General features: G+C 45.1%; 17 protein-coding genes and 1 pseudogene. 4 read left to right on the forward strand and 14 right to left on the reverse strand.

The window, feature by feature from the left end:
* Positions 1–158: 158 nt before the first annotated feature.
* The 3 genes and pseudogenes from P3T48_RS04910 to P3T48_RS04920 all read left to right on the forward strand — a co-directional run.
* On the forward strand, positions 159–1,499 hold the full coding sequence (locus tag P3T48_RS04910; RefSeq protein ID WP_276505860.1) for a hypothetical protein: 1,341 nt from the start codon (positions 159–161) through the stop codon (positions 1,497–1,499).
* 38 nt (positions 1,500–1,537) lie between these two features.
* A complete protein-coding gene (locus P3T48_RS04915) occupies positions 1,538–4,486 on the forward strand; it encodes a C10 family peptidase (RefSeq protein ID WP_276505861.1) in 2,949 nt (982 codons plus the stop codon).
* 81 nt (positions 4,487–4,567) lie between these two features.
* A pseudogene (locus tag P3T48_RS04920) lies at positions 4,568–4,867 on the forward strand (ammonia channel protein); the annotation flags it as partial.
* A 203-nt stretch (positions 4,868–5,070) separates the two neighbouring features.
* On the opposite strand, the gene P3T48_RS04925 reads toward P3T48_RS04920, so the two are convergent.
* From P3T48_RS04925 to P3T48_RS04945, 5 genes are all read right to left on the reverse strand, one after another.
* Complete coding sequence (locus P3T48_RS04925) at positions 5,071–7,056, reverse strand: KUP/HAK/KT family potassium transporter (RefSeq protein ID WP_276505862.1); 1,986 nt, start codon at positions 7,054–7,056, stop codon at positions 5,071–5,073.
* A gap of 276 nt (positions 7,057–7,332) precedes the next feature.
* A complete protein-coding gene (locus P3T48_RS04930) occupies positions 7,333–7,722 on the reverse strand; it encodes a PepSY-like domain-containing protein (RefSeq protein ID WP_276505863.1) in 390 nt (129 codons plus the stop codon).
* A 254-nt stretch (positions 7,723–7,976) separates the two neighbouring features.
* Positions 7,977–8,759 (reverse strand): ZIP family metal transporter, encoded by a 783-nt coding sequence (locus tag P3T48_RS04935; RefSeq protein WP_158463640.1) that lies wholly within the window; start codon positions 8,757–8,759, stop codon positions 7,977–7,979.
* Positions 8,760–8,884: 125 nt separating this feature from the next.
* Positions 8,885–8,992 (reverse strand): VOC family protein, encoded by a 108-nt coding sequence (locus P3T48_RS04940; RefSeq protein ID WP_276505864.1) that lies wholly within the window; start codon positions 8,990–8,992, stop codon positions 8,885–8,887.
* Between the two features lie 6 nt (positions 8,993–8,998).
* Entirely contained in the window at positions 8,999–9,763 is a 765-nt protein-coding gene (locus tag P3T48_RS04945; protein WP_276505865.1) for a YaaA family protein, read from the reverse strand.
* 241 nt (positions 9,764–10,004) lie between these two features.
* Between P3T48_RS04945 and P3T48_RS04950 the strand changes: the two genes are divergently transcribed.
* Complete coding sequence (locus P3T48_RS04950) at positions 10,005–10,748, forward strand: DUF1349 domain-containing protein (protein WP_276505866.1); 744 nt, start codon at positions 10,005–10,007, stop codon at positions 10,746–10,748.
* An 8-nt stretch (positions 10,749–10,756) separates the two neighbouring features.
* Here P3T48_RS04950 and P3T48_RS04955 read toward each other — a convergent pair whose 3' ends face one another.
* From P3T48_RS04955 to P3T48_RS04995, 9 genes are all read right to left on the reverse strand, one after another.
* Positions 10,757–11,515 (reverse strand): LuxR C-terminal-related transcriptional regulator, encoded by a 759-nt coding sequence (locus tag P3T48_RS04955; protein WP_276505867.1) that lies wholly within the window; start codon positions 11,513–11,515, stop codon positions 10,757–10,759.
* A 197-nt stretch (positions 11,516–11,712) separates the two neighbouring features.
* Entirely contained in the window at positions 11,713–11,907 is a 195-nt protein-coding gene (locus P3T48_RS04960; RefSeq protein ID WP_276505868.1) for a hypothetical protein, read from the reverse strand.
* Between the two features lie 45 nt (positions 11,908–11,952).
* Positions 11,953–12,468 (reverse strand): pyridoxamine 5'-phosphate oxidase family protein, encoded by a 516-nt coding sequence (locus P3T48_RS04965; RefSeq protein WP_276505869.1) that lies wholly within the window; start codon positions 12,466–12,468, stop codon positions 11,953–11,955.
* A gap of 174 nt (positions 12,469–12,642) precedes the next feature.
* Positions 12,643–12,876 (reverse strand): hypothetical protein, encoded by a 234-nt coding sequence (locus P3T48_RS04970; RefSeq protein ID WP_276505879.1) that lies wholly within the window; start codon positions 12,874–12,876, stop codon positions 12,643–12,645.
* A 56-nt stretch (positions 12,877–12,932) separates the two neighbouring features.
* Positions 12,933–13,526 (reverse strand): ribonuclease H, encoded by a 594-nt coding sequence (locus tag P3T48_RS04975; RefSeq protein WP_276505870.1) that lies wholly within the window; start codon positions 13,524–13,526, stop codon positions 12,933–12,935.
* Between the two features lie 2 nt (positions 13,527–13,528).
* Positions 13,529–14,209, reverse strand: a complete 681-nt coding sequence (locus P3T48_RS04980; protein ID WP_276505871.1) for a DNA alkylation repair protein — start codon at positions 14,207–14,209, stop codon at positions 13,529–13,531.
* A gap of 2 nt (positions 14,210–14,211) precedes the next feature.
* Complete coding sequence (locus P3T48_RS04985) at positions 14,212–14,880, reverse strand: AlkZ-related protein (protein WP_276505880.1); 669 nt, start codon at positions 14,878–14,880, stop codon at positions 14,212–14,214.
* Between the two features lie 177 nt (positions 14,881–15,057).
* Positions 15,058–15,888, reverse strand: a complete 831-nt coding sequence (locus P3T48_RS04990) for a nucleotidyl transferase AbiEii/AbiGii toxin family protein (protein ID WP_276505872.1) — start codon at positions 15,886–15,888, stop codon at positions 15,058–15,060.
* Positions 15,885–16,511, reverse strand: a complete 627-nt coding sequence (locus P3T48_RS04995) for a type IV toxin-antitoxin system AbiEi family antitoxin domain-containing protein (RefSeq protein ID WP_158463653.1) — start codon at positions 16,509–16,511, stop codon at positions 15,885–15,887. The genes P3T48_RS04990 and P3T48_RS04995 overlap by 4 nt, the downstream gene beginning before the upstream one ends.
* Between the last annotated feature and the right edge of the window lie 104 nt (positions 16,512–16,615).

Consider the following 16,615-nt stretch of genomic DNA (forward strand, 5'->3'; position numbering starts at 1 on the left):
ATTTTGCGCATAAATATAAGTATAATATTGAAAAATAGTGTTTGTAAGTTTATGAATCAATCATCATTTAGTAAGTACATATAATAAGAAATCAAACATCATCCATCAAATGATCTAAAGAATAATTTTTAATAATCACATATTTTAAAACAGCATTTATGACGTTAAAACATTACCTCCTATTAGCCGTGTTCCATCTGCTTTCATTCGTTGGATGCAGGGCTCAGAATTCCGTAGCTCCTATGAATATAGGCAATGTGTTCATGAAATTTGGCGAAACAGAAACGTCCGTACCTATCAAACTGACCAGTTGGGGCAAAAGCGATGCGAGGAGCATCACCTATACGCTCTACTACATGGAAACAGGTGAGAACGTGGGACCAACAACTTTTACTTTTGACCAGCCGATTACCTATGGTGAAACCCGTGAAGTGATATTCCCTATCAAAACAGGCACGAAACTGGGCACTGCTGATGTCATACTGAATATAACTGAAGTAAATGGTCAGTACAACGAGGCAACTATAGGAAGTATCTATATCACCTGTTGCACGGTCAATAAAATACCTCATAAACGTGTACTGGTGGAAGACTACGCAGCCATGTGGTGCTGGCATTGTCCTATCGGTTTAGTGGCTACAGATGCCATTGCCCGTATGTATCCTGAAGATGTTGTGCCAGTATCAGTTCACAAGACCGACGCAATCAGTCAGGCGGTTTCATATTCTGTCTATGATGGATTGATTGCCCAGTATGCTAATACGCTTCCTGCTGTTTGGATAGCCCGTGACACCAAGGCTGCCGGTTATGATGTTACGGATGCTTTCAAAATAGAAAAGGAAAGGGTAACGTGTATGAATATTGACGTGGAAGCACAGTGGGATGAGACAAATGACAATATCCGCGTGACTACCCAAGTAGAACCCTGCATGGCTCCAGCTGCAGACGATACTTATGCTATCGGCTATGTGCTGACAGCAAGCGGGCTGACAAACGAACAATGGGTTCAGGAGGCAAATTATTCCGAGTATGCGAGCGATACTTATAAGGATGCTCCTGAAGAAATGAAGTTTTATGCTGATATTAACAACTATGTAGAGGGGTATTCCAAGGTGAAGGGTGTGGTTTTCAATCATGTAGCCATCGAATCTCAAGGAATGCAGAGAGGTTTGGCAAATTCGCTCACCGGTTCCTTCTATTCCAATGAGGTGAAGAAACATTCCACCATATTTCATAATATCAGCAAGTACAGTGTGATTTCAGACCGAAGCAAGATAGAAATCGTGGCAGTTCTGTTTAATACCAAAACCAGAAAAATAGAGAATGCAGCACGTTGCTATGTAGGTGATGGAAAAGATGGTCCTACTGGCATTGAACAGATTACAAGACCGATTGCTGCTAAAAACTCTGGCATTTATGATTTGCAGGGACGAAGGGTAAGCGGTAAACCTCAGGCAGGTATGTATATAGTCAATGGTAAAAAAATGATGATCAAGTAAAAGTATCTACACATATTATTAAGTAAGATTCTACATTTATGAATAAATATATATTTTCCATAGCAGTATGGATGATAGGGACCATGGTCGCCTATGGCGGCCCGGTGGACGAAAGTCAGGCTAAGGCTTTAGCCAGCAAATATCTTATTAATCCAGTGAGCATGAGCGAGAGTCAGACTGTGGCTTACAGTCGTGGAACCAAAACTGTAGATCCTACGCTCCATCTTTTCAACAATCAGGATGGCGATGGATTTGTTATCGTAGCTGCTGATGATAGAGTAGGCGGTGTGCTCGGATATAGTGATAGGGGACGGTTGGATGCTGCCAATATGCCTGCTCCACTGATAGAACTTTTAGCAGGTTATTCCCGAGCAGTTGAGAAAGTGAGGGTGGACAGTATCAGCGTTACGCCCGCTTATGCTAAACCTCCAAAGGCCTATGTCAAACCCTTGATAAGCGCAACATGGAGTCAAGAATACCCTTACAATTATTATACTCCACGCAGCAGTACTAGCGGCAAACCTACATTCACGGGGTGCACCATCACGGCCGCTGCTCAGGTGCTCTTTGCTCATAGATGGCCAGAAAAGAGACCAGCAGGAGTGATACTTGGCGAGGGTGCGATGGCGTATGATTATTATGATTGGAACAATATGCTCGACGATTACAGTCAGGGTGGTTATAATCAGGCACAGGCACAGGCCGTGGGAGTTCTGATGCGTGACTTGGGAAAACTGGCTCAGGCTACATATGGTGTGAGTGGAACACGATGTGATGAAGGTAAAGTTTGGAATGCACTGCAGAACTACTACAACTGTACGGTGCGTCAGCTGGAAAAAGATTTACTGCCTGGTGGTGAATTCCTGCAAGCCATCTACAACGAACTTTCGGCTGGTTGTCCGGTATTTATGACGGGTGGTGACCATGCTTTTGTATATGATGGATATGATGAGAACGGACTGGTTCATGTCAACTGGGGATGGGCTGGACTCGACGATGGCTATTTTGACATCAATACTGCTGCCGTGGCAGCTGGTGGCTATGGTAGTGATGGCTGTTATTATGAGAAGCAGTTGGCTTTGTTCATACATCCGAATAATGGGATCATCGAACCGCTTAGTCCTAAACCAGTAGTTTTGTCCATCAATAATAATCAGGCACTGCAGTTTCAGGTAAGTGAAGGAATGACAGTTTCCTCCAGAATTCCAGCCCAGCTCAAGGGTGTAGGTGCCAGAAATTTAGCTCAGGACGACAATGGTGCTTATACAGGACAGGTGGGTATTGGTCTGTTTTCTGAGGATGGTAATTGTCTGCATGTTTTCGGAAAAACAGGTGTACTGACTTGGGCAACCTATTATAATAGCTATAATTTTGAATATGACTGGTGGGGAGCCGACTTGAGCGAGATAGATGGTCCTGCCGATGGTACGTATTATTTGCGTCCTTTAGGTCGTCGTCTGCTGAATAACGATGAGAACGAATGGGGTAACTGGACCTGTATGGTGAATGGAAATACTGTGCAGATGATGGTGAGTGGAGGTAAGGTGACGCTGATTCAATCGGACGACAAGCCACATCTGTCATTGGTAGGAAAACCTGATGTTTTGGAACCAGCCTATGCTTATAGCAGTCAACTCGCTGGTATTCAGTTGAACATTTCCAATCTAAGCCGTTATCAGGCTCGTGGCGAATTGCAGGTTGAACTGATTGGTACTGGCCATCTGGAGGGAGAAACCTATGAGGTGCCGAATGCCTATATGATGCACATGGTGGCTCAGCGAATGACGACGACACCTTGGATTGTCAAGTTTATGACTTCCTATACAGGGACTACAGGTAATCATGAACTCAAGGCTGGCAAATATCGCATGAAGCTACGTTTCAATCACAATATTGAGACTAAGACCCCTGCGGTTTATGAGATTCCTGTTCCTGACGATTTCCTCTTGGAGGTTCATCCCAACAACTATTATGGCCGAGTAACTGTGACTTCCGTGAAGTTGCTCGACGAGAAGGGGAATTATGCGCCTTCACATCATTTCAATCTGGCAGAGTCTCCAAAGGTTACGCTGGGCATTTCGGGCTATTCCAAGTATATTACCCAGAATTATTATTCCACCCAGATGCGATATCGCCTTGTAAACATGAAGTCGGGAGAAACGGCTTATACCAGCAAGGGCTACATGGTGAGTATTCCGCGGAACAACGAGACCAATCTTACCAGTTCTACCAGTCATACGATAGATTTGACCGAACTGGCTCCAGGTGATTATGAGATTCATGTAGATATAGAGCGAGAGGGTGAATGGCTCGACCGATGGAACGCCAACACGCTGCGCCGCAAAATAACACTTTATAATGCAGTACTACCTGTCAATGTGGAAGTAACAACCTTTGCTGCAGAAAATTTACATGATGTGGCAAGTATAGCTTCATTCGGAGCACCCTTTGACGCAATTGTTCCTAATGGTGTAAAAGCATGGTACGTAGAGCAGATTCAGGGAGATAAAGTAATGCTGAAAGCCCTTCCTGAAGGTCATGCGATTCAAGCTGGGAGCGGCGTTATTCTTACTTCGCCTTCAATGACGGGAGTATTTCATATGGAGAAGGCTCCATTGTCAATGCCTGTAGCTTCGCTGACTGGCAATATGCTTCGTGCTTGTAAGGATGGTAATCATGTGGTTACTTCTCAGGATCATGCTTATCTGATAGGTTCTCAAAACCAAAAGACAAGCTTCTGTAAAGTTGATGTAGGTTCGATTTTGGATCCTTATACGGCTTATCTTCAGCATTCGTCTGATGCAGCAGTGTTACAATTCTGTTTTGTAGGTGATACAACAGGCATTGATAGGGTAGAGCAAGATCATAAGACCAAGAAACCTGATGGTATTTATGGCTTGGACGGACACCAGTATTCTTCTGCGGCTAAACCTGGACTTTACATAATAAAAGGTGAAAAACGAATGGTAAACAAACAAAGAAAATAACAAACAAATTTTATTTTGGGAACAAGGAAAGCGTGAGGATTTTCATTATGAAGAACCTCACGCTTTTTTTTAACGAATGTTGTTTTAGGAGCATTCTGCATCGGTATCATTTCTACCGTAGTCTGCTTCTTCATGGTAGCAGTAGTAAAGGAGAAGTTCAAGTATGATGATGCGCTTGATGCTTTTGGTGCCCTTTATGGTGATTGGCACCAGCTTTGGATTCAGGTAGTAGCCACCGTGGTAAGTATCATTTATAGTATCATAGTTACTTACATTATCTTCAAGGTGGTTGATAAGTCTGTAGGTGTACGTGTTGACAAGCGAGTAGAGGAGGAAGGTCTCGACATCTACGAGCATGGTGAGAGTGCGTATAGTAACTAATTAAGATTTCCACAGGTCAGCCTATAATGATCGACTAAATGCTTGAAATCGCAATACTGAAGATTGATAGAATAGGTTCTGACCCAGATACATGTGAGTATTAAAATAAATAAACCGGCTGATTTTATGTTTGTTACATAAAGTCAGCCGGTTTATTTATTTCTGCTAATCAGAGGATATCTGTTCTCCTCTGCTAATATTATTTAATTGGAATGTTCCTCCTTTTCTTCCACTATTGGCTTAATGCGCCTGACATTTCTGTTACTTTGGCTGATAATGAGCGGCACTCGTTCCACCACCACCATGGATGTGTCGAGGCCCAAAGCCTTTGGCTCGTCAATGCCTATCTTGCCGATAAGGGCATAGAGACTCATCAGCAAGTTCTGCTGGCGGTTGTCGGAACTCTCGGGATAATATACGCGGTGGATGATGATAAAGCGGAAATCGCCAGAAATGCCATTCTTGCGGAGCGAAGGATAGGTGCTTCTCAAATCCACCTTCCTGCTGGCCACAAGGTCTTCTATCACTTGTCGCAGATAGAGGCTCACCCTGGGCTCAATGCGGAAACCTATGCGCATGGTTATACTGTAGAGGGTGTCGGGAACCAGGGTCTCGCAACTGTACTCCAGCGTGTCAGGAGTATCTGCAAATTCCAGATTGATAAGCCAGTAATGGTCAGCACGCTTGGGCTGCTTGTTGATGATGGAATAGAGCAGCTTGTCGTCCACCGCTCCTTCCTTGTCGGCATGGTTCACATAAACCAGATTGGATGCGTACTTGGGGATGCTCTCGTCGGCCTTGATATCGGAGATAATCTGATAATAATCATCCAGCGGTTTGGTGCTGATATAATGGCGGCGTATCTTGATGGCGTGGACCCATACATACATCATCAGGAACAGGATTCCGCCAATAAGCATCGTACACCATCCTCCTGCGAGGAATTTTGACAGGTTGGCGGCAAGGAAAATGCCCTCGATAACGCAATATGCGCCCATAAAGAGCAGGATGCAGATGCGCGCCACACCCTTGGTGCGCAGGTAGAAGCCGAGCAGCAGGGTGGTCATCAGCATGGTGATGGTGATGGCGAGACCATAAGCTGCCTCCATGTGCGAGGAGTCGCGGAAGAGCAGGATGATGAGAACCACACCGATGTACATGGCGAGGTTGATTACCGGGATATAGAGCTGTCCCTTTACATGGGTAGGATGCTTGATTCGCATGCGTGGCCAGAAGTGAAGGTTCATGGCTTCGCTCAAAATGGAGAAGGTGCCGCTGATAAGTGCCTGACTCGCAACGATTGCAGCACCTGTGGCCATGATGATGGCGAAGAACAGCAGGCTCTGCGGCATGATGGAAAAGAACGGATTCACGGAGGAGGCAGTCTGGATATGGTTCAGCACCCATGCTCCCTGACCCAGATAGTTGAGAATGAGCATGGTCTTTACGAATCCCCAACTGATGGTGATGTTCTTTCTGCCGCAATGTCCCAAGTCGGAGTAAAGTGCCTCAGCACCCGTAGTACAGAGGAACACTGCACCCAAAATCAGGAACCATTCTGGTGATTGCGCCAGCAGAACAATAGCGTAATAGGGATTGAAGGCCTTCAGAATCAATGGGTAAGAGGTGATGCTGAAGGCTCCCATCACTCCCAATAGCAGGAACCATATCAGCATGAATACTCCGAACGACTTGCCAATACTCTCTGTGCCAAAGCGTTGCACAAAGAAGATGATGGTGATGATGCCCAGTGTGATGGGGATGACTGGCAGGTGGGGACTGATGCTTTCGAGTCCTTCGATGGCTGTGGTAACCGTGATGGCAGGGGTGATGATTCCATCTGCCAGCAAGGTGCTGGCGCCGATGATGGCCAATAAGTAAATCCACTTTCTCTTCATCTTGCGCAGCAGGGCGTAGAGGGCGAGAATGCCTCCTTCGCCATTGTTGTCGGCACGCAGCGCCACGCATACGTATTTGATGGTGGTCTGCAGGGTGAGTGTCCAAATGATGCAGGACAATGCGCCCAGGATAGTGCTCTCGTTGATGGTTTCGCCTGTATGGAGGATGGCTTTCATCACATAGAGGGGTGATGTTCCGATGTCTCCGAACACAATGCCTAATGTGACGAGCAATCCCAGGAAGCCTACTCGATGATGGCAGGCTACTGAACTTTCTGAATTTTCTCTCATATATTCTTCTATAAATAATTAAAATGTTACCCTTTAGATTATTCAATTTGCGTGCAAAGGTATGAACATGAGAGGTAAGATAGAATTTGTTTAACAAGATTTATCGGATTTAACATATTTATAAATGATACTCTTCCTTTTATAAAATAAAAAATCCCCACTAACCATCCGTGTCATTCTCGGAATCGGAAAGTTAGTGGGGCTCATTAGATGAAGGTCATCACATTTTTTCGGGTGAACCTTTTGAAAACAATCCGTCAATATCGAGTTGTTTTATCAATCGATGTCGATTACCTGGAAATGCTTGTTGAAGGTCAAATCCAATCCATTTGCCAATTCCACTTCGTATTCATTCTTGTTCATTTCAATCTTCTTTACCGCTTGTGCTGGATAATTCTCCTTCAGGTAGTTTCTGATGGCCTGCGGAATCAACAGAGCTGGCACGATTCCCTGCTTGCAGTCTATCTCTGTAAGATTCCCTTTTTTGTCGAATTCCAGCTTCGTGCCATTCTGCAGAACCACATCATAGCTCTTGTTGATAATTCCCGATTCAATCGTTGCAAGCATCACCTTCTGACCATTGAAATGATTATTGAGCAAGGTCTGAGCCTTTACCGGGAGTGCATTAATGGCGATAGGCTTGTCATTGCCCGCATTTGCTGCCATATTGCATGTTAGCATGCAGCAAATGGCAATCATCAAAATTCTTATCATTCTTTTCATAAGCCACAATATTAAAAGTTTATAATTTCTATTTGCGATGAATGTTTAAACATCCTATACTATATGTCCTATACTTTATCAATTAGACGCATACTATCCACAAAAGTTTAAGTAAAAATATTCTTCCTTGGAACCGTCCTTACAGCGGCGACGATTTTGCGTGGAGCTTTGCCGGTTTCATAATCTATATATTTTTGTTAACCCATTACCACATCAAGCACCATCATCAGCACGAAACCTATGGCGAAGCCGATGGTGCTGAGATTGCTGTGCTGGCCGCTTGAGGCTTCAGGGATTAGCTCTTCCACCACTACGTAGAACATGGCTCCTGCTGCAAAGGCGAGCATGTAGGGTAGGGCTGGCATAATGAGAGAGGCAAGCAGCAGTACGGCAATGGCTCCTATAGGCTCTACCACTCCGCTCAGCGAGCCTAACATAAAGGATTTCCATCGGCTGTTGCCTGCCGCCCGCATGGGCATGGAGATGATGGCGCCTTCGGGTATGTTCTGAATGGCAATGCCTAACGAAACGGAAATGGCAGCGGCTAACGAGATATGCGAAGCACCGTTTTCGGCTCCTGCAAACACCACGCCTACTGCCATTCCTTCGGGCAGGTTGTGGATGGTTACGGCAAGGGCAAGCATAGCTGTCTTTGACATGTGCGACTTGATGCCCTCGGGCTTGTCTGTGCCAATATGAAGGTGGGGCGTAAGCTCGTCGATCAACAGTAGGAAACCGATGCCTAACAGAAAGCCTATGGCTGCCGGTACTACCGACCATACGCCGCTCTCTGCCTTCATCTCCATAGCAGGAATTAGCAAAGACCATACGGACGCTGCTACCATCACTCCAGAGGCAAAGCCCAACAATGTCTTTTGCAATCGCGCAGACATCTCGTCTTTCATTATGAATACGAAAGCCGAACCAAGCATCGTTCCCAATAGCGGAATCAGAAGTCCAATGATTATTGTTGCTGTCATTTCTGTCATAGTCTTTTATCTGTTAGTTATGATGCAAAGATACAATTTAGTTGTGAGTCGGGCAATACCTATAAGTGATGATTCTTTACTTTTCGTACAGTTCTATCGGCAGTCCGTCGGGGTCGCTAAAGAACGCAAACTGCTTGCCGGTCCAACACTTCTGTATAGAAATACTTAGATTGCTCATAGTCAGAGCAAATCACGGCTACATGATGTATTTTGTTTAGTTTCATAATATTTTATTTGATAAATTCTCTTACGAAATGCGGATTGTTCGCATCGCCTAATAGCGGAGCGTATTCAAAGCCTTCGTAATTGAAAGCAGAAAGTTCTTCGGGAGTGACGAGGCGGTTGTTAAGAATGAAGCGTACCATAGCTCCACGGCATGACTTTGCCCAAACAGCTTGCATCTTCAGTCTGCCGTCTTTCTGCCTCACATAGAAGAGAGGCTGTACGACCGTCACTTCTTTGCAAACCCTCTTCCAGTCGAACAGATGTTCATATTCCTCCGTGGATAGATGCAGGAGGATGCCGTCGTCTGCCTTCACGCTATCTATTAGCACATCCGTCAGCCGTTCTTTCCAAAACTGATGAATGGGCTTGTCGTTTGTGGCTTCTATCGTGACGCAATGCTCCATACGATAGGGCACAATGCCGTCCATAGGGCGAAGCAGACCATAGAGGAAACACGTCATCCAGAGATGCTTCTGGGCATACTCCAAAGCCTCGTCGCTCAAGGTGTCGGCACGCAGATGCTTGTATGCCTGACCGTTGTAGGCAAGCAGGGCAGGCATCTTCTCGGCTGCCATGAAGTTGTGGTATCGTTGCCAGTTCTCTGCCGCTATCTTCTTGCTGCAATCCAGCTGCCGAGCCAAATCCTCTACGTCCATCCTTGCCATTTCCGCAGCCAGAGTGTCTGCCACGGTCTGGAAGAGTGGGGTGGAGATGGGCTTTCTGTCCGCCTTGCCGAACATTATCTTGGCGTTTGCTAATAATATCTGCATGTTGTGTTTTGCTTGTAAATGTTTTTGTGCAAAGATACACCATTTATTTCGAAATAACCAACTTTTAGCGATATTTATCATGTAATTATCCGAACTTGCGAAAGTCATGCTTGCGTCCTTTCAGAGGTCAGGCAGATAGTTTTAAGCCCAGCGTGAGTCATCTTCAATTGGTTATAAATGACTATTGTCAGAACTGCAGATAATACGTACCTTTGCAGCGCGAATTAAAACAATAAATAATATGAAATTTAAATCATTTTTACCAATGGCTGCCTTATGCGTGTTAGCATCGTGCAGCAACTCTTCAAAGCAGGAGAAAGCAGACAGTTCTTCAGCTGATTCTGTTCAGACATCTGTCATGAGTTTTCAGGATTGTGACCTCACGCTTGGCGGTATTCACTTCACCAAGATGCTTAATGAAGCCGACAAGCAGGTGAGCGAGAAGGCTGGTGTCATCACTTTCGTTGCTCCTGAGAAAACCGATTTGTTCATCGACCCCAACGATGCAAAGCTGACCGCCAATACGGCAAAGGTGCTTTTTACGGAGGTTGACAACACCAAGCCCTTTACATTCTCTGCCAAAATGAAGCCGGGCTTTACTCCTGATGGACTCTATAATGCAGCAGATCTTGTTGTGATGGCCAACGACACACTCTATCAGAAATTCTGCTTCGAACAGGATGAACGAGGCAAGCACCGTGTGGTGACCGTGCGCACCGTGGGGACGAGCGATGATAACAACCATGAGGTTGTGAATCAGGATTTTATCTATTATAAGATAAGTTCTGACACAAGAACCATCGCTTCCTATTATTCGCTGGATGGCAAGGAATGGCAGATGGTTCGCCTTTACCGCAACAACTATCCCAAGAACCTGAAGGTGGGCATCAGTTCTCAGGCTCCTCAAAAGGGAGTATGTGTGAGTGAATTCTCAGAGTTGCGCCTATCTACCGAGACGGTGGGTGACTTCCGAATGGGAGAGTAGAAACTGTGTCAGAGTAATCCCATCACATGTGCCAGTTTGCATGCTTCGATGGCACGATCTACCTTCAGTTTCTGGAGAATGTTCTGGCGATGGCGGTTCACGGTGTTGATGCTGATGCAGAGATTGTCTGAAATCTCTTTCGACAGCAGTCCCTGGTCGATAAGACGGAGCACTTCCATCTCCCGTTTAGAAAGTATATTTTCGTAATCCTTATTCGTCAATATCCGCACCTCTCCGGTTCGGGTATTGGTGAATTTTGCTTTCCTGTCCTCATCAGTTGCCAGCGTATAGATGCAGGCGCAGAGCAGCAGGCAACCGTTCTTATCGGTGGCAAGCGGAATCATTCGATGCTTCACCCAGCGGTATTCTCCGCAGGCATCTTTTACCTGCAGGTAGTTGCAGAGCACATAATCACGATAGTGCTGGGGGGTAGAGTTGCCGGCGATGTAGCGAAGGAAGGCAATCTCCTCTGCATGGCGCCTGCTGAGATCATCGGGATGGCAACGGTCGAAGAGGAAATTCTCGTAAAGCGAAGGCAACTGGCTGACCCGTTCCTCCGGCGAAATGCCCAGCACGTCGGCCACTCCGCCGAAGTAGCAGTAACTGCAGTTTCTGCGGTTGTCTCCCATCGAGACCACTGCATTCTCTGCCAGGGCGTATGTCCGGGCTATCATCTTACATTCTGTAAGCATCTGTTCTTCATCGCTTTCTGTATCAAACGCCTGCGAGAGATACAGTTGCTCTATTGGTTCGAAATTCTTGTCCATAATTTCTTCATGCGCTATTCATTAGATGCTTATGCGCCTATAATCCAGGAGGATAAGCCATGCTCAATCCCCATATTGGCGCAATATATCTGCAAAAATACAAAAAATATTCAGAAATGTGATTATATGGATGGATTTTGTTTGATCACATGAGCCACCTATCCAAACGTGATATGTAGATGTATCTTGTGTCATAATTATTTTATCTTCAATGTCCGCAGATATTCCTTCTGCTCGGGCGTGATTCTGTAGCTCTCGATGGCCTTCTGGATGGTCTTGTTGTGCGTCCAGGGAGCAAGGCGGTTTTGTTCGACTCCCGGTGTCAGTTTGGCTTGGAAAGCAGCATGCTGCTTATCCTGCATGGTGAACAGTCTTTCTTGAAGTGAAGTCATACGTTCTTTGCTTTTTAATGCAATATAGAAGGAGTAATTGCCTCTTTATTCCATTCTGCCATATTTCATTTCCACGCCCTCCTTATCATACTGCTTGCGCTTGCCGGTTGGTGGCTCGGTAAGTGTGATGCGAACTACAGCCGTGCGTGAAAGGGAACGTGCGATGCTCTGGTCGAAAGCATCCATGTGTTGAGGAAGGAAACGTTCACAGATTAGTCGGAGACCATGAATCTTTTCTGCATCATCGGTCACGATTTCTGCCTTTCCGAATGCGATGGCTGATTTGTATTGCAGGGTGAAACTGCCGTCCTTCGGACCAACCGTAGGCGTACAACGGGTTACAGCTGAAAGGCAAACCTCGGGATGAGCCTTGATAGCCTCCAGTTTCTTGCCTTCCAAGGCACCATGAAAATACCAATTCACATTATCATCTGATGCGAGCGACAGCGGTAAACCATAAGGCTTGCCGTCTTCGCCAATAAAACTTACAGTTATATACGGAGCCTTGTGCATTGCTTCCAATGCCCACCCACTATCCATTGCTCTTGATTCCTTTCTCATTTTTTATCCTTTGTACTTAAATACTTTAACCATATCCTTGTCGCCACCTACGAGCTGGCTACATTTATTCAACATACCTGTATCGACGAAACTGCATTTCTCCATGACTCTTCCCGATGCAGGATTGCCTATGAAATGGTCTGCCCAGATGTTTTCGAAATGCTTCGTTCTTTATTATATTATTATCCATTCATTCAGTTTATCCTCTCTGATAATCTTCGGCTGAGCCTTGCCAGCGAGAATGAGAATCTTTTTACCATTACGATAAATATGAAGCTGTCGTGAGCGAACCACGGCAGTCAACTCCTCATCGTTCTGCATGGCTTGCCAGATAGGATAATATACTCCCTCAGGTTCAAACAACTTCTTTTGAAGATGTGAACAGAGGCTTGTTGTATCAATAGTCATAGCCGCTTGTGCGCCACCGTTCACGATGACTACTTTATCTTTGTATTCCATATTTTTCATTTGTTTTTCTGGTGAAATTCCTTCCTTGTCTTAGCCATTGCTTCCGTAGCCCTATCGTGGGTCTCTATCAGCAATGGACTCTTGTGGTATTGTACAATCTTGACCCCGACTGAGTTGTGCCTTTTCTTTTCCTCGATGCATTGAATGATCAAGTCGGAGTTGGCTCTCGCCTTCCTCCCTCGCGACTCGGCAGAGATTGCAAGCGAGTTTGCATCTTTGCTCTCGCTGCTCGTTCGGTTGGCTGATTTAGCCGTTGGAGCCTTGTCAAAGTTCTGAATGTAGGCGGCATTGGTCAGGAAGAGAATGTCGGAACCTTCAGGGATTTCCTGCATTACCTTCACCATGAGGGTTAGCATCATGCGGAACTCTGTGGTGTGTAGGTCGCTGATTACATCACGACTGATGATATTGCTGTTATGTTGACCTTTGGTCTTCTTCTGTCGCGATTCGGCAGAGTTCAAACAAGTTTGACTCTGCTCTCGCTGCTCGATCAGTTCAATCACAACGGCAGCACCACCAGCTCGCTCTTTATGACCATAATCACATGAGCCACCTATCCAAACGTAATATGTAGATGTATCTTGTGTCATAATTATTTTATCTTCAATGTTCGCAGATATTCTTTCTGCTCGGGCGTGATTCTGTAGCTCTCGATGGCCTTCTGGATGGTCTTGTTGTGCGTCCAGGGAGCAAGGCGGCGTTGCTCGATGTAGGGAATCGCCTGGTCCCATTGCTTGGCAAGGGCGGTGGCGAAGAACCAGGCTACCATCATTTTCACGTAATACTCTTCGCTCCTTACTGATGCAGGAATTTCAAGATATTCAGCCTTGAAGTCTTTATCCAGATAATGAGACATAAGTGTCTCTATTCCAAAACGACAAGTATAGACGTGTGACGATTTACTCCAAGTCTTGATTTTTGCCAATAGTTCCTCCTTGTGTTTGGCAAACACCTTCGGAGACATGATGTCGCAAACTGCCCAGTTGTCCACGAATGGCAGGAAGGTGTCTGTAAGACGAATGCATTCTTCGTAGTCCTTTACCTCGGAAATGAGGAGTCCGTGAAGCATATTCTCATCGTAGTACTGGTGAGGAAGCTGCTGAAGGAATTCCTCGCATTCTGTCTCCTTTGTAAATTCTTTTGCGAACTTGCGAAGCACAGGCACACGAATGCCTATGAAACTCTCCACAGGCACTCCCGGTGTCAGTTTGGCCTGGAAAGCAGCATACTGCTTATCCTGCATGGCGAACAGTCTTTCTTGAAGTGAAGTCATTTTTATCCTATTAATTTGATAATCTGTTTATCCGAAGCATCAGGCAGGATTTCTTTCAGATGCTCGAAAATCCTCTGATAAGATTCCAGGGGAGTGCGGTTGCATTGGCAAGCCTCTCTGCCATAGAGATCTTCGGGAGTATTGAGCAGCGACCATCCCCAGCCATATTCATGATTGTGCTTGTCGCGAGGGTAGATGAAATCCTCGGTCACGATGTAAGTCGCCATTTCCAGTCGGGTGAGATAACCGTCAAACTTGCTTCTCATTCCCTTTCCTGTAAAACCGCTGGCTGCCCGAAGTTCTCTCGTGATGAGACTGCCTGTAGATTGAAGTGTACTGAGAATGGCTCCTTCTATCGATTCTTCATCCGGGCGTGGAAACTTGCTTCTTCTATAGTTACAGAAGTCCGGCCACCATTCCTGACTGATGAATCCCGCTTTCTTGTTAAAGAACTTTCCGTACATACACGGCATTTCCTGCACAATCTCGCCCTTCCATTTCCAAAGCGGCCAGTCCCAACCGCCTTCAGGAAGTCTTACGTAACCGCAGTCTTCTGCTACGATGTCTTCGGCAGAGAAGCCTTCAATGCCGCTATCAAGAAGAGGGAGGAAGCCGATTTTCTGAATCAGCTCCATCATGCCTGTTGCTGAATATATTTCTGGAAAAGTCATGTTCATTTATTTTTATCCTTTATACTTAAACACTTTGACCATATCCTTGTCGCCACCCATAAGCTGGCTGCATCTGTTCAGCATTCCGGTGTCAGAGAAACCGCATTTCTCCATGACTCTTCCCGATGCAGGATTGCCTGTAAAATGGTCTGCCCAGATGTTTTCGAAATGCTTCTTTCATTCAAATCTGATCATTTTTGCAAGTTCCATAAAATAGTCATTCGACCAAATATCCAACTCTTTGGGATTCCTGACAAAAGGCAACACGTCTGCCTTTATTTGATTCATGTCTGCCGTGGCAAGTCTTTCATTTAGGTTTTGAAGGAACGTCTCCTTGTCAAGCTCTTCGTGATTGAACTGTAAGGCTCTTTCGCACAAGTGAGTAAAGTCAAGAGGAACATTGTGGCGAACATACCATTCGAAGTCATACCAATCACGTCCCTTGACTCTGTTCTTCCAGGCACGATACACCAGTGCATGCATCTTTCCTGCAAAGAGGGCTGGCAAAGTGAAACATCGTGTCATGAAAGATTGGGGGAGCAGAAGCAACTTCTGTTCTGTTTGGAATTTCAAAGGAGGTTGAGTATCAACTTCAATCTTGATCTTAACAGATTTCTCAGTTTGGAATGTAATATCATATACATCTGTGTTGTCTTTCAGAAAGGCAGACTCCACTTTGCCAAAGTTCTTTTTGTCCTTCTTTCTGATCTCAACCTCTCTACCCACCATAGCGAATTGGTCAATGATGGGCTGAAAATAATGTGTAAAATCAAAGTTTTCATTCGGAGCAAGTAGGGAAAAATCCATATCCTCAGAGAAACGATGCAATCCATGGAATATACGCAGACATGTTCCACCATAGAAAGCTGCCTCGTTGAAAAAGCCACCATTGTAAAGCCCAGAAAGAATAATCTGCTGGTTGACCTCAAAGATAGCATTGCGCTTTTGCAGCTCGGTCGTTATGTCATAGCTCGAAAGCATTTGATTGAATATCTCGTTTGTATTCATTTCCTTAAATATTTAATTAGAGTTTCTATGGATTTAGACTTTTTTCCAACCTGAGCATATCGCTCAAATATACTTATGTCCATATTCCTGAAATCATCTATTTCCATTCGGATGTCCTCCTCCAAATAGTTCTCTACCTCCTTCAGGTAACGTAAATTAACCTTCGGAGAATTTGCGATTAAGTCACAGAGAGCTTTTTCTGGTGTTGCCATCAGAAAGGCGTAACTCTGCATATTGATGCTTGTAATCCCTATTGAAAAGGCTTCTCTTGACATGTTCTTATACTCAAAACGCCCGACAGGAGTATCAAAACTACGGGAGTGCTTTAGTGTCATAGACAGAGTAGTATAAACAGCTTCTGGTATTAATCCATAATAACGTAAGGCTGTCTGCATAGACACATACGAAGGAGCATAAAGATGATTGGCTATCAGTTCTGTGGATAGAGCAACACGAGACACATTTGGGGCTACCACATAAAGCCCCTTCTTGAGTCGGATAATTTTATGAGCCGCCTCAAGACTGCGTACTTTCTGATTCCCTGCTTCAATGTTTGTAAACAATGAAGCTATAGCTGAAGTACTGACAGGTATGTTACCTATATGTTCTAAATCCATTATCATGGTGCAAAAATAGTAAAATTTGGAATAGAAAATGAACTTTTATCTGCTTTTCTGTTCTATTTTTGGCTATTTTAACAAGTTGCTTAGTTAGACCGCTAAACATT

The organism is Segatella intestinalis (assembly GCF_029348455.1).
Lineage (GTDB): Bacteria > Bacteroidota > Bacteroidia > Bacteroidales > Bacteroidaceae > Prevotella.